Raw genomic sequence first — 20,251 nt, forward strand, 5'->3', positions numbered from 1 at the left:
TTTTTTGCCAAATGGCAAAAGACTTTTAGTAGGGTTGCTGCACCTTTGCTTTCATAATTGAAAAACAGAGAAAATGAATATTAAAAAAACAATTACTATTGGTGCCAATACAGCAAATCCTCTAACAGTAAAACGATTGGGTTATGGGACAATGCGTCTTCCTGGTGAACAAGTTTGGGGCGAACCAGAAAACAGGGAAGAAGCATTGCAGATATTAAAAGCAACTTCTGAAGGTGGTATTAATTTTCTGGACACAGCCGATTATTACGGAGAAGATGTAACCAACCGACTCATTGAAGAAGCCCTGTATCCTTATAAAAAAGACTTGGTCATTTGCACTAAAGTGGGTGCCAAGAGAGGTGCCGATAAAAGCTGGGGTGTTTACGACGAACCTGAAAATTTGCGAGCGAGTATTGACAATAATTTAAAGACCTTAAAAATTGAGAAAATTCCACTGGTACATTTTCGTGTTATGCCCGGAACTTCCACACCCTTTGAAGAATCGTTAAATGCCATGTTCGACATGCAAAAAGAGGGGAAAATTTTGAACGTTGGTGTAAGTAATGTAACCCCAGAAGAATTAACAACAGCATTATCTTTGGGGAATGTGGCAAGTGTTGAAAATGCATTTGGATACGGACAACGAACGAGTTTTTCAGTATTTGGTCAAGAAGTTAGGGGTATGCAAGAAGTAATGGGTATTTGTGTAGAAAATGATATTCCGATGATTCCTTTCTTTTCTTTGCAAAATTCTTTACCTAAAAACGAAAACAAAATTGCTGAAATTGCAGAAAAATACAATGCCACACCTGCACAAATAAATTTAGCGTGGTTGTTACACTATAATGATTTGATTTTGCCTATTCCCGGAACTTCCAAGTTAGCTCATTTTAAGGAAAATATTCAAGCTTTTGATATTCAACTTTCAGAAGATGATATGAAGTTTTTGGGATAATCCAATATATGGAAAAAGAGGGCTGTATAAAAGGAAATAATTTTAAGCATTTCTTTTTTACTCCTTTGGGGATACATTGAAAAAATTTTAATGCCTACCCGCAAAGATTTAGTTTTCTATTATTTATTTCAAAAACCAAAACCTATTATTTAAAACTTGTACGAAATTCCTGTGGGGTTTGATTTGTTTTAGACTTAAATAGCTTATTAAAGGATTGTGAATGTTCAAACTCCAATTCAAAAGCATTTTTGCTAACGGAAAGCTGGTTAGTAGAAAGGTGTTCCTTAGCCCTTTCGATAAGTTTGAAATGAATGTATTGCAGAGCGCTTTACCCAATTATCCAATTATGGAGTGGAACATCGCTTAAATATCCAGCAGAAATATTGAGTTGATATGTCAGTCAGGAACTGTAGTGTTGGCTTCCTTTGTTGTAATGTTTGTTACTGAAATAAGTATCTAAAATAGCTTCAGCAGTAAAGGGGCAAAACGCATCTAAAGAGGAAATAAAGATGCAATTACCCCAAAACGATCTGATAAATAAGTGATTTGAATTTTTTCAAGCAGCCAATATATCAGCTAAAAGCTTTAAATCCTCTATTAATTGGTTCGAGTTTTGTACCATATCGTTCACAGGAATATAAAAAGCCTTCAAAGTCATTGATTTTGGAGGCTTTTTTGGTTCAATTTTTACCCCAAAAAAATTATTTTATCTTAAATTACTGATTATCAGTGATTTTATGATTCGAATCCCAAAAGGTTAATTGGAAATGATCCAATCTATCTTATGAATGATACAATTTAATATGAATTCATGATACTTAAACTTGTTATCCTTTGCTAAATTTTAATTCATCAAAATACATTTTTTTAATTTCTTTTCTGGATGCTTCCGCACCGATTTCCATGCGTCTGTTATAAATGGCTTGAGCACTTTTACCCGCAAAATAACGCAGTTTATCTTTGTTGTCTGTGGTAGCATCATAAATCACCTCTGCAATTTCTTCAGGCGTAGAAGATGGCTTCACCATACCTAACATTTTATCTTCAACAGCTTCGTAATATGGAAGCGGTTTTACATCGGAATTATGACTGAATAAATCCGTATTCGTAGCACTCGGCGAAACAGTTTTTACCCCCACACCAAACATTGATAATTCAATAGATAAACATTCGCTCCAACCTTCCACTGCCCATTTTGTGCCATTGTAAATACTTGTAAACGGGAAGCCTGTATGTCCTCCAATGGAAGTTACATTAAGAAATAATCCTTTTTTGCTTTCCCTGAAATAAGGAATAAACGCTTGTGTCACCCGTACTGTTCCTAAAAAATTAGTATCTACTTGTCTCACGATGTTTTCATCGGTAAAGGCTTCAAGGGAACTCATTAAACCATAACCGGCATTGTTTAGGACTACATCAATATCGGTTAATGAAATTGCCTTTTCTACTGTTTTTTTAATTTGTGAAAGGTTCGTTACATCCAAAGGCAAAAGGGTTACATTTTCTAGTTTCGTAAGTTCTGTTTCTTTCTCAGGGTTTCGCATGGTAGCAATTACGCTCCAACCTTTGGATTGAAATAATTTTGCCGTTGCTTTTCCGATGCCGGATGAAGCCCCTGTAATGAATATTGTTTTCATTTTACTTTATTTTTTGATTACAATGTAAAAGTAAAAGCAAAAAGTATATATTTGATACTTGTATACAAAAGGATACTTAATTAATGACAAAGGAAGAAAAACGGTTTCAGGAAAAAATAAAGTCCATACAAGACACTATGTTTGTTATTGGCGGAAAATGGAAAATACCCATTATCCTGTCTGTTTACAGCGGTAACAAGCGGTTTAACGAGATTTCAAATTCCATTCCGAAAATCACCAACCGTGTTTTGTCCAAAGAATTAAAGCATTTGGAAGAAAACCTATTGATTACAAGGAATGTAATTGAAGATTATCCTGTTAGGATTGAGTATGCTGTAACAGATTATGGCCTCGGGTTGGAAGAAATCGCGAAACCTCTGGAAAGTTGGGGCAAAAAACACAAGAAAAAAATCATCGGAAAATAGCTGTTGCTACTACAGCCCTTATGAATGGCGTTTGTTTTTTAATTATTGGGTGAATTAAACTCTGTAACCCAATACTATTCTTATATCGGTCATCACTAAGATTTAGTATGCATATTACTTTTGGAGATAGGTTTTTACAATCAGTTAAAAGAATTCCTAAACTCTAATGGGGTTAATTTGGTTTTTGATTTAAACAATTTACTGAAGGCCTGAGAATGTTCAAACCCTAATTCATAAGCAACCTCAGTAACTGTTAAATCGGTTGTAGAAAGTTTTTCTTTAGCTTTTTCAATGAGTTTTTTATGAATGATTTGTTGGGTGGTTTGTCCGGTCAGTGATTTTAGCAGGTTGCTCAAATATCCTGGTGACACATGTAAGCTGTCTGCTACAAATTGTACACTAGGTAACCCCTTCCTAATTAAGCTATCGGACGAAAAATAATCAGCGAGCAGTATCTCCATTTGTTCAAAAAGGTGATGATTCCCTTTTTTACGGGTAATGAACATGCGGTTATAGAAACGTTCCGAGTAATTCAGCAAAGTTTCTAACTGCGAAACAATAATATTTTGGCTAAAAGGGTCAATTCGTTCATTGTATTCTTTTTCTATGGTTTTTACGATTTGCTCCAATTCCTGTTCCTCGTCTTCAGATAAAAACAAGGCTTCGTTGGTGGTATAATTCCAAAAATCATACTGATTGATTTTTGTTGCTAAAGGAGTACTCCATAGAAAATCCGGATGAACAAGTAACATCCATCCGGAAGGGGTATGATTATTTTCTTCAATGTGAAGCCCGAATACCTGATTCGGGGCTACAAAAAATAGTATTCCCTCATCAAAATCATACTCCTTTTGTCCGTATCGGAACTTTGAATTCATATCGCGTTTCAGGGCAATCATGAAATAGCCGAATAAATAGCGGTGGTCGCCGGCTTCGGCCCCTTGAAATTGCTCATTAAACCTGATTAAACTAATCATAGGGTGTTTGGGAGCTGGCAAGCCACGCAGCCGATGATATTCTGATATGGTTTTGATGTTTTTTGGAGTATTCATACTTTAAAAATACACATTATTCTCAATGTCCTTAAAAAGAGTAGGGTGAATTGGTTGCCAGCCCAGACTTTTTTGTGTTTGTTTGCTGTCAATAGGAATATTAAGGGAGGCGAAATGGAAAAAGCCCCCAAAATAATCAGTAGCTTCTTCTTTCGTTAGGGAAACTAAAGGAAGGTTCATTTTTTTACTTAGAAGACCTGTGAGGTCTTTTAAAAAGATTTGAGATTCTGCAACAGCATGATATCTTGTTCCGGGAGCATCCTTTTTTTGCATGGCTAATCGGTAAACGGGGGCTGCATCTAGTCGATTTACGGCCGCCCAGGCATTCATACCGTCTTCTATGTAAGCCAATTTACCTTTAGATTTTGCTAGGTTTACTAGGGTAGGAACAAATCCATGTGTATCTCCGTAGCCATGAACCGATGGAGGTAAACGGACTACAGAAATATTAAGGTTTTGTGCAGTAAGCTCATCCGCTACTTGTTCCGAAACATAACGTGGAATTTGCTTGTTTTTACCCCTGTCATTTTCGTTTACCAAGTTTCCGGTAGCTATAGCCCCGGCTGCTCCAGTGATTACTAACGGCCGGTTACTGCCTTTTAAAACGTTGCCCATTGCCAAAACGGCTGCACGTTCCTCTTCACATGATTTCTGAAAACGTGTAAAGTCATGATTAAAAGCAGTGTGAATGACTCCATCTGAGTTTTCTACTGCCGCTTCTAAACTTGCTACATCCGTAATGTCGCCCAGATGTACTTCAGCTCCCATTTCCAGGATTTTTTTTGCAGAAGACTCAGAGCGGGCCAATCCCAATACTTCATACCCATTTTCTAAAAGGTCTTTTACGACTGCTGAACCAACAAATCCGCTAGCTCCGGTTACAAATATTTTCATTTTAAATAATTTTTAGTAAAGTTCTTAGATTCAAAATTCAATAAAATAAAGCGTTTCATTGTATCCAAAACCTATGTTATTGTATCCAAAAATTGTTACAGCAATATATTATTGGGAACCGTTCTTTTTGTTTTTTTTCGCCAGTTCGGTGGGCGTCGTATCAAATAGTTTTTTAAAAGCAAATGAAAAATGTTGTAAGGTTTCAAACCCCAGTTCCAGATAAATATCAGAGGGTTTTTGATGTTTTTTTTCAATCAGGAAATGTGCTTCCTGAAGTCTTTTTTTTACCAACCAGCGGCTGGGTGTGTCGTTAAATGTTTCTTTGAAGTCACGTTTAAATGCTGATAAGCTCCTTCCTGTCAGGTAAGCAAAACGCTCAACACTTACATTGAATTTGAAATTTCGGTTCATAAATTCCTCAATGTTGATTTTTTCGGGAATTCCATAATCAAAGAGCAATCCTGACAATTGAGGTTGTGATTGTAATAAAATCAATAACAATTCCTCTCGCTTTAAATCAGTAAAAGGTTCTGCGATGATCAGGCGATGATAGTGAGGGAGTAAGGATTGAATAAAGGCTGGCAGCAAATCATTTTTAGCAATGCGATTGAGGGTTTCTGTTGAGTTGTATTCGCTTATCTCAGGTTTATATTTTTCCTGAAAGCGCTTCAGAAAGGCTTCGTCAAAGAACACAAAAACTTTTTCCAGTTCACCATCTACTTTTTCCTTATTGTAGCGCGCCAACCTGTTCTTTCGGGCAATGAGTGCATCGCCGGACTTTAGCACATCATGTCTACTTCCATCATACGTGTGCATCAATCCTTTGATAATGTAAACAAAGGTATGCTCCGCAATAAATTGCTGTGGGGAAATCTCTTTGCCTACATGGTGCATGTGTGAGGTGTCCTTCATAGTTTATTCAGTTCATTTATTTTTACGATAAGTTCAGGAATTAAAATTCCACGACCAATTGGCATGTTTTGAGGCAAGCTAAAAATCTCAGCGCTTCCATCCTTCTTCACTTGCATATTTTCTAAAACCATTTTTAAGTTTTCTTCATCGTTTTTATTCCACCTACCTGTACCAAAAGTAATGGTAATATACCCTGGTTCGATGCGTTTTCCGTTGAGCGAATCGAGAAATGCACCCTGCATGGTTCCTTCTTTAATCTTGAAGGTACTGTTAATCTTTAATGTAATAGTCTGCTCAGTTTTATTGCTAATGTAAATCCTTTTATTCATGGTGCAAGAGGTTATTAATAGAGTAATTATACCAATGAAAATTTTCTGAAATGTTTGTCTCAAAGTCATTATTCAAATTTTTAAAGGGCTTTTGTTTTTGCTTTTTCAATATTTTTATTAATTAACTTAGTAAAGAAGTTTGGTGCAATCCTGCTCATCCACTTCATTAGATTTGATAATCCGGGCCTGATTTCATACTGATCTTTTAAAATTCCCTTGATGGAAACCCGAACCATATCGCTCATTTTCATCATTCCCCTTTTACTGGTTTCGGGAATAGCCGTTTGCAAAGGCTTGTCCGTTTTAGGGGGAGCAACCTCAAATACCTTTACCGAGGTGTTTTTAAGTTGAAGCCGTAGTCCCTGAGAGTAAATGTGAACGCCTGCTTTAGTACCGCAATAGATGGGGGAGGTGGTAAAAGGAATAAAACCTAAACCGGAAGTTATATTCACAATAGCGGAAGATTTCTTTGTTATCAGATGTGGTAGAAATTGTTGAATCATACGCACAGTTCCTGAGAAGTTGGTTTCAATTTCATCGGTGATATTCTCTAAATCGGTGGATGGATCAAGTAATGCTACACTCCGCATAACTCCTGCATTATTGACAATGATATTCAATTCAGGAAATTGCTCCGTTACTTTTTTGTAAAGTGCTTCTATATCTTTGGGCTTATTGATATCACTTTGAAAAGTGACAATTTCGGGGAATTGTTCCTTGGTGCGATCCAATTTATTCTGATCTCTTCCGGTCACCATTACTTTGGCACCCTGCTTCAAAAACTGTTTGGCAAACTCTAACCCGATGCCATTGCTTCCACCAGTGATTAAAATAGTACTCTCTTTTATATTCATTTTTTATTTTTTATTCGGGACAACTAATTTTATAATAATACCCCAATATTTTTTAAGTGCCGTGGCTATTATGGCAACAACTATAACTATCATACTCAAAAGTTTTCTTCATTTTTAATTACAATTCTATCCTTACTCCAAAAGTTGGGAAAATACCAAAACCTATATTGTATACTTTACCAGTATTAGGTAAAAAAACCTCTGTGTTTATATTAAATCTATCAGCCACATTGACTATATCTACAAAGGCAGAAAGGATCCCCCAATTGGTGAGCATATTATAATCAGCTCTAAGATCTATACTTACAAAATTAGGAAAGCGCTCTCCATTTATACTTGTTATTTCTTGTGCAAATCTTAATTCATCAGAATCATTAAGTACATTGGAATGTACTACGTATTGATCTGTTGGTCTACCTGTACTATAGCGAAACTTTCCTGAAAAAATCCATTTATCATTAGGTTTATAACTTCCCATAAGGCTAATAGTATGTGGAATATTAAAATTATCGTCATACCTCCCCAACCCATAATGATCATTACGTTTACTTTGCATGTAGGAATAACTTATCTGACCATAATAATTTTTAGAGAGTCTTTTGGTCATACTAATATCTGATCCATAAGCATAACCACCTCCGTTGTTTGTGAAATAACTTTGAAATTGATTGGGTTGTACGACCAAATCATTAAAATGCTTATACCAACCCTCTATTACCAATTTTAAATCGTTTGATAACTGTAATTTATATCCTAAAATGGATTGTATAGACTTCTCATTTTTCAATTTTCCATTTAAGGATTGTCCTGCGAGATTCGCATAAGCCACATCTTGATAATATACACCTGTAGCAAAATTTATACTGTTTTTTTGACTTAGTTGGATACTCCCGCTTAATCTTGGAGAAATGCTATGTTGGTTTGTAAAACCAGTATAATCATATCGAATTCCAGGATTTAGTGTTAGTAATTTAAAAGTATTCCAAGACAGTGTAATATAACCTGAACTATTAAACCCGGTTTTGTTAAAATGAGCATTGTAATTTATTGGATTTAATACTTGAAAATACTGAGATGGATTCTCTAACTCACCAGAACGGAAAGTATACAACGTATCGATACTCTTTAAATTTCTTTTATAATCAAGATGAATTGTTGAAGCATCTATACCGGCTGTTAGAGACAACCTATTAAAACGTTTGGTATAGATTGCCCGATATCCTATTTCATTCTGATCATTTTTAATTGATCTCAAATCTTTATCATATCTCCCAGCATTCACATTAATAATAACCCCATGGTCATCTAAAGCCGGAGTAAACCGACCAAAGTGATTATCTACTTTAGAAGACCTATAGTACAGTACATTTTTTAAATAGCTATCAGAATTAAGTAAGGTTCTTAAATTAATCCCCAAGAGCAACTTATTACCACGATGATCGTATAAAGTAGTACCTCCACTATTATCATCGTTAATATTAGTTCCTATTTCAACGTCATCAATAGTTCTCACAGGACGCTCCGGATTATACATGGCGACTAAGGAGAGTTTATTTTTAGGATTCAATTGAGTAGTTGTTTTTACAATATAATCTCCGTATGAAATAGAAGCCTTTTGTTCTCCTAATAGATTAATAAGGAGTCCGAAATTTTGATATCTTCCGGAAGCAAACATACTAGTTTTAGAAGAAACAGGACCATCTGCAATTACGGTAGCTCCTAACAAATCAAATTGACCACTAAAAGACCAACTCTCTCTATTCCCTTCCTTTATATTCAACCCTAAATATGAAGAAGATCTTCTTCCGTATAAAGCACTAAATCCTCCGTTTTGAAACTGTACATTATCTATCACTCTTGGTGCAAAAATACTGAACCTTCCCCCATTAGGATCATTAAAACCAGAATTAAAACCTTCCGCTTCCAGATGAGAAAGTTCCAGCATTGGGATATCATCAACCATATAAACATTATCTCGTGTACCTTGTCCTCTTGCAGCAATAGCTGAAAACTGAGAACCACTACTTACTACTCCCGGTAAAGTAGCGAGTGCACGCATAATATCGCCCTGTGCACCAGGACTTCGATAAATTTCTTCTCTTGCATAAGAAAAAGAGGATACTGGAGTGGCAGGATTATTTTCATTTCTATATGCACGAATTGTCACCTCATTTAAAGAAGATGTTTCCTCTAGCAGTTCTATTTCTGCATAATATGTTTTATTTACTGAGATCAACACATCATTTATTTTCTTAGTTTGAAAACCTAAGTACGAGAGGCTTATGGTATACATTCCAGCAGGAATATTATTTATTACACCATAACCCAAAGTATCGGAGACCGTTCCTAGAGTAGTATTTTCAAGATGTATATTTACTCCTAGGAGCGGTTGTTTGGTAGTCTCATCAACAACCTTAATTTTACAGCTACCGACTGTTTGCGCCACTCCCAAAAAACTTAACATACCACACAAGGCTGTTGCTATTAGTTTTTTAAAATTGTAATATCTTGTAGTACAATTTTTTGCTGTAATTAAAACTTTTCCCTTTTTTTCCATGCACCAAAATTTTATAAAGCAAAACTGCAAAAAGAAATTACATGCTATTTACCTGTAAAGGTCAAGTTTATTTATCTCAAAAGTTCAGCATAACTACTATTACTGAAACCTGAGGAAGAAACATAATTATACAATTACATCATATTTTGTATTTTAAGGCAGAGCTCTTATAGTTAAGATATTTTTTAACAACTACATATTCATTTATTTTAAAGGAATTTAAAGTTGGCAATATGGCTCACAACGGGATCATGAATTTAGTGATAATGCATATGTTTATTAAGAGATAACACCTCTCACTTCAATAAATATTTTGCTAAATAAGCAGTTCTAGTTAGGGGAAGTTTATACGATCAAATTATTAATGGACTAAATGAACACGGCTTCGACTGTCAAGAATTCCTCAATCGAAAAAGAAAATAATGAAACTTTATAAGTAAAATTCAATTCTAATATTGCTTGGATCGTTGAGCCAGATTTTTTCCTTTTTTACTTGAATCATCGATATGAATACCACTATTTTTTATTCCTTTTTCTTTTAAGATTTTTTCTATTCCTTCCAATTCCGATAGATTTTTAAGTCCAAATGCAATGGGGTCAAGACCAATAGTTGAAGAGTCAAATTTAGAATGCGATATTTTTTCTTTTTCTATAAAAATCAACATCGTTTGCCCTACTTGATATATTGCTGTATTTGAATTGGTATAAAGCGCTTGACCAAATATTTTGGTGTAAAACTTTTCTGTTTCGGCTACATCTAAAATCGTAAAAACAATATGGTGGATGGTCATATTTACTTTAATAGCTTCAGGTATCATTTTATGCATTAAATAAACTTATTGGGGAGAATCATTATAGTGTGATTATTGCACACCAGCTAATAAATCGTGAGGATAACCTAATGATATATTGCTTAAATTATCTAATCTAGTAATCTGCTCTTTGGTTAATTGAAGGGTTGTCGTATGAAAAGAATCTTCAAAATGAGAAAGTTTACGGGCACCCATTAAAGGAAAGACGTTTTTTGATAATACCCAGGCAAACGCAACTTGTCCGGCAGTAGCATTTATTTCTTTTGCTATAACAACAAGTTCATCAATGATTGTTTTTGTTCTGTCATCTTCTGTATATTCAGAATCACTTCCTAAATTTAAACGCCCGGACGCTCCATTTCTGTATTTTCCGGTTAACAGTCCACCAGCTAATGGAGAATAAGTCATCGTTCCCAAACCAAATTCTTCTGCCATAGGAAGAAACTCTCGGTCTGCCGTTCGCTGCAATAAATTGTATTCTATTTGCAATGCGGTTACATTTGTCAGGCTTGCAATGGATGCAACTTTCCAAGCAGGAAAATTAGTTAAACCGGTATATAGAACTTTCCCTTCTTTTACCAAATCTTCTAAACCCCTTATAATTTCTTCCATAGGAGTTGCGCCATCATCAAAATGAGGCATATAAATATCAATATAATTGGTTTTTAATCGCTTTAAACTTGCTTCCACAGCCTGTTTCATCGATTTACGGTGATTTCCATAATTGCTTTTGGCAGGATTAATTTCACTACTTTTTGTATACTTTATACAGATAATAAAATTATTTCGTTGGTTTTTCAGAAAGTCACCAACTATTTCTTCCGCTTCCCCAAATTGATACAAATCAGATATATCAATAAAATTTCCTCCTGCATCTGCATAAGCAGAAAGTATTTTTTTAGATTCCTTTGGTGTAGCACCGTACCCTTTTCTGGTTCCAAAGTTCGCAGCCTCTAATATAACTTCGCTTGCATATAAGCCTGTATTAGAGCCAAATAATTTATACTTCATAGTGATTGTTTTATTGTCACAAAATTACAATCCTTAAACACGAGGGTCAAGTACGGATAAATTTGTCCGTATTATAATTGTTATATTTGATTGTTAATTGATTTGATATGTACGAAAGAAAAACACCTGTAACCATAGATTGCGGCCTTCATTTATTTATGGAAGTAATGAACGGTAAATGGAAGATAAATTTAGTTTGGTGTGTGTATAATGAAATAAAAAGACCAGGTGAATTACGAAGAAAAATACCAAATGCTACAAGGCGGGTACTGGAGGGACAGTTAAAACAATTAGTTAATCACGGTATCCTTTCAAATAAATCTTATGATGTAAAACCTCCTAAAGTTGAATATAGTTTGACTGAATTGGGAGAATCATTAATTCCAATCATTAGGTCAACAGCAAAATGGGGAGAAGAAAATAGAGAAAAATTGGAAAAATTAATATTGGAATAAAAAATGCCGATGTCTGCTATTGGGGCAATAAAGATGCAATTACCCCAAAACGATCTATTTAACCATTGGTAAATAAGTGATTTGATTTTTTTTAAGCAGCCAGTATATCAGCCAAAAGCTTTAAATCTTCGATTAATTGGTTGGAGTTTTGTACCATATCGTTCACAGAAAAGCATCTAATTTTTATAGTTAGGTGCTTTTTTATTTGAAATAATATCTTCTTACATTTACTATTCATGTTTTGGAATACTTTGGTTATTTCAAAGATGCTATTGGTTTGGCTATTTAATTTATTAAAACATGAAGTACACTTTTTCCTTTATATTCTTGTTGTTGGTTTTACCGCTTTCAAGTAAAACATTGTCGCTAAATGCAATATCTGATAGCAATATACTTACCTATAAAAAAGCTGGCCTAATCTGGGGGTTTCTAAAATACAATCATCCTACTATTAGTTCTGGGAAATATAATTGGGATGATGAATTTGTTAGATTGTTTGCCACCCTAAAGGGAGCTGATAATGATACTGATGCAGAAACTGTACTATTAAATTTTGTTAATCAATTTGATAATAAAAATATACCAGATGGAGAGGATGTGATAAACTCTAATTATCAATGGATGAGTTCTTATTTTACTAATAGTAATTTAAAGAATACTATTTATAGAATTAGTCAAAGTAAGCGAAAGAATGATTATTATGCTAAAATTGATAACCTAAACTATCTTAGTTTTTCTAATGAAGAACCATTTAAGAATTTTGATGTAACAGAAGCTTCACATCGTCTGCTATTGTTTTTTAAGTTTTGGAATGCCATTCAGTACTGGGATGTAAATAAGGAGTTTGTTAAGCATGATTGGTTAAGTATTTTAGATACTTATATCTTAGATTTTTTAATGGCTAATACGAGTTATGAATTTGAACTAGTTAAAAGCAGATTGATAGCTGAATTAAATGATTCTCATTCCAGTTATTTTTCAAAACAAGTGTTTGACAAGGATTTTAAATTTAAACCTAGTTTTGGAGTTGTATACGTAAATGATTCCTTAGTAGTGAATTATATCTATGACAAAGCTAGTTGTATTAATAATAACGTTAAAATTGGTGATATTATAACCAAAATAAACGGGGAGTCTATTAAGGATGGTTTGCAAAAAAGATTAGCTCATCTTATTTCTGCATCCAATTTCAATTTTTTAACTCGGTTTTCTTATTATTTGTTATGTCAAGAAACTAATAAGGTTAGTGTAACTATTGTTAGAAATGGTTTAGTGGTAGTACAGGAAATAAATTTATTAGAGGATATAAGTTATAATGATTCTTATACAATAGAAGGTAAACATGCTACTATAGAAAAATTGGGAGTGAATGATTTTTATGTTGATTTGTCTAAATTATCAAGTAAAGGATGTGATTCTTTTTTTAAAGCACAGAAAAAATTAGGTATTGGAAATTTAATCTTAGACTTAAGGAGGAACAACAACCTTCATTTGAATACAAATAAACTTTGTAATTATCTAATTACAGAAGAAAGAGAGTTTGTGAAAGTAATTGGTCCAGTGAAGAACAATCCTTTAGAGTCAGATTTTGTTAGTGGAGGTGGTATAGCTAGTTTGGTAGTATCTCCCTTCGTTGTTGGAAAAAAATCTAATTCACAGTTAGTGTCGGGTAAAATTGTTCTGTTAATAAATAGAAATACCCAAAGTAGAGGTGAGTATTTAGCATTAGCTTTGCAACAAGCTAATAATTGTATTACAGTAGGTAATCAAACAGCAGGTTCACCTATGAATATAACCACTTTAGTGCTTCCTGATGGATCTAGTTTTAATTTTACTTCATTTAAAGCGTTATATCCTGTTTCAAATAAAAGTGTTCAACAACATGGAGTTAAAGTAGATGTTGTGGTAGATGTGAAGGCTAGAAACTACTCACCCGATCAGTATTTAGAAGTAGCTAAGGAGGTTATAAACCAATAAATAGTTCAACTATTTCAGTATTATACTATCGTAATCTAGCATATCAAAATGTACTCACCAATTTTTCAATTTCATCAATAGAAGGGTTAATAGATAAGATGGTTCCGTTTTCATCTAAAACGTAGGTATAAGGAATGCCTATAGCGCCTAGTTGATTATATATGGTTTTTTGGGAGTCAAGTAAATTGGTCCAAGTTAATTTGTCTTTTTTAATGGCTTCTTTCCAAAGTTTTGTGTCTTCATCTATAGAGATACTTACAATGTCAAAATTCGGGTTTTGTACGCGTTCTTTAAGAGCTACATATTTAGGGTTAGCTTTTCTGCAAGGCACACAGTAAGACGCCCAAAAGTCTACCAGTGTTATTTTACCATGATTATAGGTTATGGCAATAGTATCGTTTTGGGTATTGGGTAAAGCAAATTCTAAAAAAGATTTTCCTCTAGAGAATTTATCTAAGTTAGCAATGCCTCTTTTAAATACATATAAATCGTTATTACTTTGTTTGGTAGTATCTAGTTTAGCATAAAGTTTTAGTAATTGTTGCTTAGTTAGCACCGGATTTAAAAAAGAGCAACTTGCCAAAATAGCACCAGAAAATGGGTGTGTGGGATGTGTCGTTGTTAGGGTATCTAGTTTTTTGTAAAGTAAATCAGGAAAGTTTTGGTTGCTTTCATGTTTTTTGTAAAAGGCATAAAAGTCTTGCTCTATAGTATAAGATTTAGAACCTTCTATATTGGTAATTGTTATAAACGGGTATGAACCCTCTTTATAGTCTTTGTGATCATAATCAGTGGTAAGGGTTAAGTGGCTATTTTCTACGTAGAAGAACGCCTGCTCACTCCCAGATTTTAAACTTAAATGTCCGTCCTTAGTATAGGGTACTTTCCCTGTAAAGTGAAATGTATTCTCTTTAACCAAAACACTATCAACTGTATCTGCATAGGTTAGGTAAATATAACCTTCAAATGGAGTAGCTAAAGTCCCAGTAATTTCAAATTGGTTGTTGGTAACCTCTTCTTTTTTAGTATTTTGATTACAAGCACACAACATGCCTGCAAAAATTATAGCAAATATTTTTTTCATTTCTACCAGCTTATAAGTTTCTACAATGTAAGTAAAATATTTAACAGTGTCGTAAGATAATATATCTGTTTAAAGGCTTAGTGCTTTAGTTACAATACCCAAACTTCAACATCCGTAAAATGGAGGTTTATTTGCTGTAGTAAATCAAAGTTTTTATTAGAGTTGATACCTGCCTCTAAAACAATATTTGAAGTAAAGGGTTTTAAGCCAACGGTTAATTTTGAATTTATTTTTGAATGCCTATGCAAAAAACAGTTTCATCTTTATTAACGGGTGGTGTTCCAATTTTATAAAGTATAGTTCCTGTTTCTGGTGCTATCATTTGGCTAAGCTCATTTCCAAAAATATCTTTAATAGTGCCTATGATGGTTCCTTTTTTAACCACATCGCCAGCTCGGTAACTGCTATTTAGTATTCCTTGTGCTGATGCATATATGTATTTTTGGTTCGTAAAATAGTTTCTTTTTATAAAGTTATGGGATTCTGGTTGTTTGTACATTTGTAGCTTTGCTAGTATGTTTAATACGCTTTTTTCAATAGTATTTACTTCTGTTGGGCTTACTAATCCTAGTTTACCCATTTCTATGCTTATACCGGTAATACCTTGCTGAACCGCTTGTTTGAATGCATATTCAGCAGGTTCATTGGCGCCTAAGGTATAAGGGTATGAAACTATATTTGTAAAGCCACTACTATCACACAATGTAGCAGCAAGTTTAGTTTGTTCTTTATAAGAAGTGTTGTTGTAGTAACATATAAATGGTAATAAATCTTCATTAACATCGCCGGCATGAATATCTAAAACAACAGTGGATATGGCAAACAATTCCTGTGTTATAAAATGAGCAATAACCTGTGTTATGCTACCATTTTTGTTTCCTGGAAATACTCTATTTAGGTTTTTGTTATCTATTGGGTTAGTGAATGGAGTTCGTTTATAAAATGCATTTATGTTAGCTAATGGTACTATAATTACGTTTCCTTTTAAGCTGTTTGGTTTTATGCTATTGCGAAGATTAGAAGCCGCTAAAATAGGAGGGTATTCCATTCCGTGAATACCAGCTATAAGGGTAAATGTAGGTCCTGTTTTTGCTCCTTTAATTATAGTTAATGGAAAGTCTACAGATGTACCTTGGTAGGTGTGTAATTTTATTATGGTATCTAATTTGCTTGGTTTAGCATTGGCTAAATGGTTTGCTATAAAGCCTTGCGCTGTTAAAATGTTGCAAATTAAAAAGAAGCAAACTGTGCTATATATTTTCATTTTCTTTTATTTTTTATGAGATATTTACTCGATACTGTAAATTAAGTGTTTTGTTGACTTACCTCTAAGACAACTGCTTTTATAGTTAGTGTATCTGTCATGGAAGTTGTTTTTGAGCTTACTGAAAAAAGCAGCTACTCTTATTGAGTAGCTGCTCTTAATAAAACATGAAATATTAAAACAGACCAATAATATTTGTTGTTATAAGATGTATTGAGTAGGGTATTACTCAATAATCTTAATATCTACCGAAGTTCTACTTTGCCACCCTGTAATGTCGGTAACAGAATACGCGCAATGATAATCGCCCGTATCTATAGCTTCTGGTATGGTAAGCGTAATTTCAATTTCATAAGATGAAAGTCCGCTTTCAATGGTAAAGTTTTCCATATATATGAACGGATTTACAGCCGATTTAACAGCATCTAAATCACATTGCACGCCCTGATCATCATGTGTATGATGGTCAAAGTTGTTGTGAATGTCTAAACTATAGGAAGCCAATTCATCATTATCTGAAACCATAGCTTTAAAAGTATAGGTTTCTCCTCTTTGTAATTGTGCACAGGACTGTGGAAAACCATTATTATAGTCTAAACTTATAGTGGGTCTCGTAAGGTCATTGTCCTCGCTACTATCATTTGAGCAAGAGCTGATGCTACCCACTACCAGAATAGCTGTACAACATACAGTTAATGAAGCTTTTTGAAATAGTTTATTCAGTAACATCAATATGGGTTTCAAATTCGTGGGTATTTCCATCTTCATCTTCAATAGTAAAGGTAATGTGGTATTCTCCAGCAGGTGCATTTGCAGGCACGTCTATATGCTCATGAAATTCTACTTCTGTTTCACCGTGGTACCCTGTTGTAAATTCATTTTCATAATCCCATTCTACTTCCCCAGCACCAGGAACAATATCATGTGCATGAATATCTACATCAATACCATGAATACCATTTACCGCATCAATCATAAATTCCGCATGAAAGTCTGAGCCTCTTGCTACAGAGCTGTCAATATTTAGGTCGCTTACAGATATATAGTCTAAAATATCAATATGACCTTCTACTTCAGTACTATTACCAAGTTCATCAATTACAGTTAAAGTCATGTGGTATTCTCCAGCAGGAATATTTGCAGGAACATCTATGTGCTCATGAAAAGTTGGGTTAATTACTTGGTAATCGGCATCTGTATAAACGTTTTCATAATCCCATTCTACTTCACCTTCTGCTGGGGTAAGGTCGTGTGCATGGATATCAATAGTAATGCTACTAACTATATTTTCTGCGGTAATATCAGCTTCTAAATGAATATCTGCTCCCTTATAAGCAACAGGATCTGTAGAGTGAGTACTTCCCTCTCCATATTCAAAATTATTTATTACCGGTGCGGCACCTACTGGTGTTCCGTCATCATCATTGTTACATGAAAAAAGTGTTGTTGCAATTAGTGCAATAACAGATACATTCTTAAGGATTGTTTTCATAACTAGTATTTAAAAATTAAAAAATTGATTTACATGGGTATGGTAACCGAAGCTGAAATGTTTCTACCAGGTTCGGGTACATCTATAAGTCTATAAAAGCTTGTGTGATTAAAATATTTAGTGTTGAATAGGTTATTTACTTTTACTCTTAATTGAGTTTGTTTTTTAGAATTGAATAGCTTTAAATTTCCTAATATAGATAGGTTAACTAATTCATAACCAGGTGTTGTTTCTTCAGGAGGAACAATTTCTGTTTGTTTTGCGGTTACTCTAAGGTCTGCTGTAATTTGTACATTGTTAAATAGCCATATTTCTTTAGGGGCTTTGAATGCTAAAGAGAAAAAGCTAGAAAGTGGAGGAGAAAAAGGAAGCGTAAATCCTTCTTTTGGACCACTTTTTTGGATAGACTGTACATATTCTAATGAAGCATTTGCACTCCAAGCATTTGAAATCTCATATCCTGCAAATACTTCTCCGCCATAGCGTAGAACTTTACTTTGTGTGTATTCGTAAATTTGTAAAGTTTCGTAATAATTTGGAGTAGGGTTAAGGTATATAAAGTTGTTAAAGTAATTTACAAACGGACTTATTCCTATTTCTAGTTTGTTTTTTTTATACGTAGCTTCAATGTCTATTTGGTATGATTCTTCAGGGGAAAGGTCAAGGTTTCCTCGTTCATATCTATACATATGATAGTTTACACCGTCAGAAGCTAATTCGTTGGCAAGTGGCATTCTAAAACTTTTTCCTAGGTGTAATTTGTACGTTGTATTTTTACCTTGATAACTTACCCCTAACGAACCACTTATATTATTGTATGATACATTTTCTCCCGTAGCTCTTTGTTGATATATATAAGAGGTTGTTCCGTTGTTGTTAGAAACTGTAGACGGAAACCAATCGGAGTAGGCTTGCGTATTGTAATACCCGTAGTCATATCTTAATCCAGCTTGTAATTGAATCTTTTCTGTGAGTTTAAACAGATAGTAACCAAATGCTCCTGCAGAGAATCTTGTATATGCCGGAATTAAGTAACCCCAGCCACCAATATTATTGTTTTGATATTCTGTATTAATACCTGCTACAATTTTATGGTTTTTATTAGGCTTGTATACATCTCTTATGTTGAAAGAATATGTGTTTTTATTAAAAATTCTTTCGGTACTATGAGTTGGTTTGGGCATATAGCCGTGGGGTACAGGCTCTGAATGTTCTTCTCTAAGATTATTCTGAAATCCTGTTTCGGTATGTATGGTGTGTTTCTTTAGGTAAAAACTTGTGTTGTTTAATATCTTAAAATGATTTACAGTGTGATATGGTAAATCTACATCTCTGTTAGACGCATCATAATCAATAGTAGAGGTGCGTACTTCAAGACCATGTGCATTAGCAAAAAAACCATTTTTAGCATTTACGTTGGTTAAAAAAGTTTCTGTTTTAAATCTATCCCCAATATATCCAAAGCTAAATGCTGCATTGGCTTCTGTACCTGCAGTGTTTCTTAAGTTATTATTATCTAATTCAAAAATATAACTATCGTATTGTACTCTATCTGTTGGTACTTTGTAATCTGCATAATCTCTAAAGGTAACTCTTCCTCTGTAATACCAATTTTCATTTCTAAACTGAATACCAGATGATATGCCTAATAAATTATTGTTACTTTCACCTAAAAGATTAACTTCTCCTTTAAATGTATGTGGTAATGGAGCATTAGGAGGTGTAATGGCAACCACCCCAGCAATAGCATCTGAGCCATATAATAAAGAAGCTGGGCCTTTAATAATGTTTATGTTCTCAATACCATACTGATCTATTTCTAATCCGTGGTCTGCGCCCCATTGTTGTGCTTCGTGCTTTATACCATTTTCAACCACACTTACACGGTTAAAACCTAAGCCTCTAATAACAGGTTTAGATTGTCCCGAGCCAATAGTAATAGTACTTACACCAGGTATTTTACTTAAGGTTTGCATTAAACTGTTTTCTCTGTTTTCTTGCAAAAACGCTTCATTGACATTGGTGGAAATCAATGGAGCTATCTGCTGATTGTTCTTTCCGTTAACTGAAATTTCTACAGCGGAGAGCGCATTGTTTTTTGGAGTTAGTTTTATAGTTAAATTCGATATTGTTGCGTTAGTATTTACAGTAATGTGTTTGGTTTTAAAACTAATATGTGATATATGTAGTTGTACACTATCCTTTGGTTGAATCCTTAATTCAAAGGTTCCATTGGAATTACTAACAGCATAGGAGTTCTTGTAAATAATGGTTGCATTTTCTACAGGAGTTTGATTGGTTTCATCAATAATTTTTCCAGAAATGAGTATAGCATTTTGAGCATGCGTGAGCTGGGAAACAACTGTAAAAACAATTGTTAGCAATAAGTATTTCATAAAAGAAATTAAAATATTGGAGTCATACATGTTAGCAAATACCTGATGCTATGAGGTATTAGAAAAAGTATGAACCTACTTTAAATTACACGAAAATTAACTTGTAGTATAATACACTGTTTATATAAACAGTGGTTTGCAAGTG

General features: G+C 33.9%; 19 protein-coding genes. 4 read left to right on the plus strand and 15 right to left on the minus strand.

Going from position 1 to position 20,251, the window contains the following annotated elements; all coding sequences use genetic code 11:
* Positions 1 to 73 precede the first annotated feature (73 nt).
* A complete protein-coding gene (locus Y10_RS07405) occupies positions 74 to 955 on the plus strand; it encodes an aldo/keto reductase (RefSeq protein ID WP_281764719.1) in 882 nt (293 codons plus the stop codon).
* A 145-nt stretch (positions 956 to 1,100) separates the two neighbouring features.
* On the opposite strand, the gene Y10_RS07410 is transcribed toward Y10_RS07405, so the two are convergent.
* Positions 1,101 to 1,277 (minus strand): helix-turn-helix domain-containing protein, encoded by a 177-nt coding sequence (locus Y10_RS07410; RefSeq protein WP_309297823.1) that lies wholly within the window; start codon positions 1,275 to 1,277, stop codon positions 1,101 to 1,103.
* A gap of 505 nt (positions 1,278 to 1,782) precedes the next feature.
* Positions 1,783 to 2,592 carry an SDR family oxidoreductase gene (locus tag Y10_RS07415; RefSeq protein WP_281764720.1) on the minus strand — a complete coding sequence of 270 codons (810 nt, stop codon included), beginning with the start codon at positions 2,590 to 2,592 and terminating at the stop codon, positions 1,783 to 1,785.
* Between the two features lie 83 nt (positions 2,593 to 2,675).
* Here Y10_RS07415 and Y10_RS07420 point away from each other — a divergent pair, with 83 nt between their 5' ends.
* A complete protein-coding gene (locus tag Y10_RS07420; protein WP_281764721.1) occupies positions 2,676 to 3,017 on the plus strand; it encodes a winged helix-turn-helix transcriptional regulator in 342 nt (113 codons plus the stop codon).
* 140 nt (positions 3,018 to 3,157) lie between these two features.
* Here Y10_RS07420 and Y10_RS07425 read toward each other — a convergent pair whose 3' ends face one another.
* The 8 genes from Y10_RS07425 to Y10_RS07460 form a co-directional block, all read right to left on the minus strand.
* Complete coding sequence (locus Y10_RS07425) at positions 3,158 to 4,069, minus strand: helix-turn-helix domain-containing protein (RefSeq protein ID WP_281764722.1); 912 nt, start codon at positions 4,067 to 4,069, stop codon at positions 3,158 to 3,160.
* Between the two features lie 3 nt (positions 4,070 to 4,072).
* Positions 4,073 to 4,963: an SDR family oxidoreductase gene (locus Y10_RS07430; RefSeq protein WP_281764723.1), complete on the minus strand. Its 891-nt coding sequence runs from the start codon at positions 4,961 to 4,963 to the stop codon at positions 4,073 to 4,075.
* A gap of 108 nt (positions 4,964 to 5,071) precedes the next feature.
* Positions 5,072 to 5,875, minus strand: a complete 804-nt coding sequence (locus Y10_RS07435) for a helix-turn-helix domain-containing protein (RefSeq protein WP_281764724.1) — start codon at positions 5,873 to 5,875, stop codon at positions 5,072 to 5,074.
* Positions 5,872 to 6,273, minus strand: a complete 402-nt coding sequence (locus Y10_RS07440) for a hypothetical protein (RefSeq protein ID WP_281764725.1) — start codon at positions 6,271 to 6,273, stop codon at positions 5,872 to 5,874. Before Y10_RS07440 ends, Y10_RS07435 begins: the two co-directional genes overlap by 4 nt.
* 11 nt (positions 6,274 to 6,284) lie before the next feature.
* A complete protein-coding gene (locus Y10_RS07445) occupies positions 6,285 to 7,058 on the minus strand; it encodes an SDR family oxidoreductase (protein ID WP_281764726.1) in 774 nt (257 codons plus the stop codon).
* 118 nt (positions 7,059 to 7,176) lie between these two features.
* The gene (locus Y10_RS07450) at positions 7,177 to 9,615 is read right to left on the minus strand and encodes a TonB-dependent receptor (protein ID WP_281764727.1); all 2,439 of its coding nucleotides are present in this window, start codon (positions 9,613 to 9,615) and stop codon (positions 7,177 to 7,179) included.
* A gap of 449 nt (positions 9,616 to 10,064) precedes the next feature.
* Positions 10,065 to 10,433, minus strand: a complete 369-nt coding sequence (locus Y10_RS07455) for a VOC family protein (RefSeq protein ID WP_281764728.1) — start codon at positions 10,431 to 10,433, stop codon at positions 10,065 to 10,067.
* 45 nt (positions 10,434 to 10,478) lie between these two features.
* The gene (locus tag Y10_RS07460) at positions 10,479 to 11,438 is read right to left on the minus strand and encodes an aldo/keto reductase (RefSeq protein WP_281764729.1); all 960 of its coding nucleotides are present in this window, start codon (positions 11,436 to 11,438) and stop codon (positions 10,479 to 10,481) included.
* A gap of 107 nt (positions 11,439 to 11,545) precedes the next feature.
* Here Y10_RS07460 and Y10_RS07465 point away from each other — a divergent pair, with 107 nt between their 5' ends.
* The gene (locus Y10_RS07465) at positions 11,546 to 11,893 is read left to right on the plus strand and encodes a winged helix-turn-helix transcriptional regulator (RefSeq protein WP_281764730.1); all 348 of its coding nucleotides are present in this window, start codon (positions 11,546 to 11,548) and stop codon (positions 11,891 to 11,893) included.
* A gap of 300 nt (positions 11,894 to 12,193) precedes the next feature.
* A complete protein-coding gene (locus tag Y10_RS07470) occupies positions 12,194 to 13,870 on the plus strand; it encodes a S41 family peptidase (protein ID WP_281764731.1) in 1,677 nt (558 codons plus the stop codon).
* Positions 13,871 to 13,913: 43 nt separating this feature from the next.
* Here Y10_RS07470 and Y10_RS07475 read toward each other — a convergent pair whose 3' ends face one another.
* From Y10_RS07475 to Y10_RS07495, 5 genes are all read right to left on the minus strand, one after another.
* Entirely contained in the window at positions 13,914 to 14,954 is a 1,041-nt protein-coding gene (locus Y10_RS07475) for a TlpA disulfide reductase family protein (RefSeq protein WP_281764732.1), read from the minus strand.
* Positions 14,955 to 15,180: 226 nt separating this feature from the next.
* Positions 15,181 to 16,218 carry a succinylglutamate desuccinylase/aspartoacylase family protein gene (locus Y10_RS07480; RefSeq protein ID WP_281764733.1) on the minus strand — a complete coding sequence of 346 codons (1,038 nt, stop codon included), beginning with the start codon at positions 16,216 to 16,218 and terminating at the stop codon, positions 15,181 to 15,183.
* Between the two features lie 225 nt (positions 16,219 to 16,443).
* A complete protein-coding gene (locus Y10_RS07485) occupies positions 16,444 to 16,947 on the minus strand; it encodes a DUF4625 domain-containing protein (protein ID WP_281764734.1) in 504 nt (167 codons plus the stop codon).
* Positions 16,934 to 17,710 carry a DUF4625 domain-containing protein gene (locus Y10_RS07490; protein WP_281764735.1) on the minus strand — a complete coding sequence of 259 codons (777 nt, stop codon included), beginning with the start codon at positions 17,708 to 17,710 and terminating at the stop codon, positions 16,934 to 16,936. Before Y10_RS07490 ends, Y10_RS07485 begins: the two co-directional genes overlap by 14 nt.
* Before the next feature lie 29 nt (positions 17,711 to 17,739).
* Positions 17,740 to 20,106 carry a TonB-dependent receptor gene (locus Y10_RS07495; protein WP_281764736.1) on the minus strand — a complete coding sequence of 789 codons (2,367 nt, stop codon included), beginning with the start codon at positions 20,104 to 20,106 and terminating at the stop codon, positions 17,740 to 17,742.
* Positions 20,107 to 20,251: the final 145 nt, after the last annotated feature.

Source organism: Neptunitalea lumnitzerae, assembly GCF_027924185.1.
Taxonomy (GTDB): domain Bacteria; phylum Bacteroidota; class Bacteroidia; order Flavobacteriales; family Flavobacteriaceae; genus Neptunitalea; species Neptunitalea lumnitzerae.

What these genes read in the sequence shown, in the direction of transcription:
- Y10_RS07450 (WP_281764727.1), bottom strand. Translation starts at nt 9,615, where the DNA reads ATGGAAAAAAAGGGAAAAGTTTTAATTACAGCAAAAAATTGTACTACA.
- Y10_RS07475 (WP_281764732.1), bottom strand. Translation starts at nt 14,954, where the DNA reads ATGAAAAAAATATTTGCTATAATTTTTGCAGGCATGTTGTGTGCTTGT.
- Y10_RS07425 (WP_281764722.1), bottom strand. Translation starts at nt 4,069, where the DNA reads ATGAATACTCCAAAAAACATCAAAACCATATCAGAATATCATCGGCTG.
- Y10_RS07420 (WP_281764721.1), top strand. Translation starts at nt 2,676, where the DNA reads ATGACAAAGGAAGAAAAACGGTTTCAGGAAAAAATAAAGTCCATACAA.
- Y10_RS07485 (WP_281764734.1), bottom strand. Translation starts at nt 16,947, where the DNA reads ATGTTACTGAATAAACTATTTCAAAAAGCTTCATTAACTGTATGTTGT.
- Y10_RS07455 (WP_281764728.1), bottom strand. Translation starts at nt 10,433, where the DNA reads ATGATACCTGAAGCTATTAAAGTAAATATGACCATCCACCATATTGTT.
- Y10_RS07465 (WP_281764730.1), top strand. Translation starts at nt 11,546, where the DNA reads ATGTACGAAAGAAAAACACCTGTAACCATAGATTGCGGCCTTCATTTA.
- Y10_RS07435 (WP_281764724.1), bottom strand. Translation starts at nt 5,875, where the DNA reads ATGAAGGACACCTCACACATGCACCATGTAGGCAAAGAGATTTCCCCA.
- Y10_RS07415 (WP_281764720.1), bottom strand. Translation starts at nt 2,592, where the DNA reads ATGAAAACAATATTCATTACAGGGGCTTCATCCGGCATCGGAAAAGCA.
- Y10_RS07440 (WP_281764725.1), bottom strand. Translation starts at nt 6,273, where the DNA reads ATGACTTTGAGACAAACATTTCAGAAAATTTTCATTGGTATAATTACT.
- Y10_RS07480 (WP_281764733.1), bottom strand. Translation starts at nt 16,218, where the DNA reads ATGAAAATATATAGCACAGTTTGCTTCTTTTTAATTTGCAACATTTTA.
- Y10_RS07430 (WP_281764723.1), bottom strand. Translation starts at nt 4,963, where the DNA reads ATGAAAATATTTGTAACCGGAGCTAGCGGATTTGTTGGTTCAGCAGTC.
- Y10_RS07470 (WP_281764731.1), top strand. Translation starts at nt 12,194, where the DNA reads ATGAAGTACACTTTTTCCTTTATATTCTTGTTGTTGGTTTTACCGCTT.
- Y10_RS07405 (WP_281764719.1), top strand. Translation starts at nt 74, where the DNA reads ATGAATATTAAAAAAACAATTACTATTGGTGCCAATACAGCAAATCCT.
- Y10_RS07495 (WP_281764736.1), bottom strand. Translation starts at nt 20,106, where the DNA reads ATGAAATACTTATTGCTAACAATTGTTTTTACAGTTGTTTCCCAGCTC.
- Y10_RS07460 (WP_281764729.1), bottom strand. Translation starts at nt 11,438, where the DNA reads ATGAAGTATAAATTATTTGGCTCTAATACAGGCTTATATGCAAGCGAA.
- Y10_RS07445 (WP_281764726.1), bottom strand. Translation starts at nt 7,058, where the DNA reads ATGAATATAAAAGAGAGTACTATTTTAATCACTGGTGGAAGCAATGGC.
- Y10_RS07490 (WP_281764735.1), bottom strand. Translation starts at nt 17,710, where the DNA reads ATGAAAACAATCCTTAAGAATGTATCTGTTATTGCACTAATTGCAACA.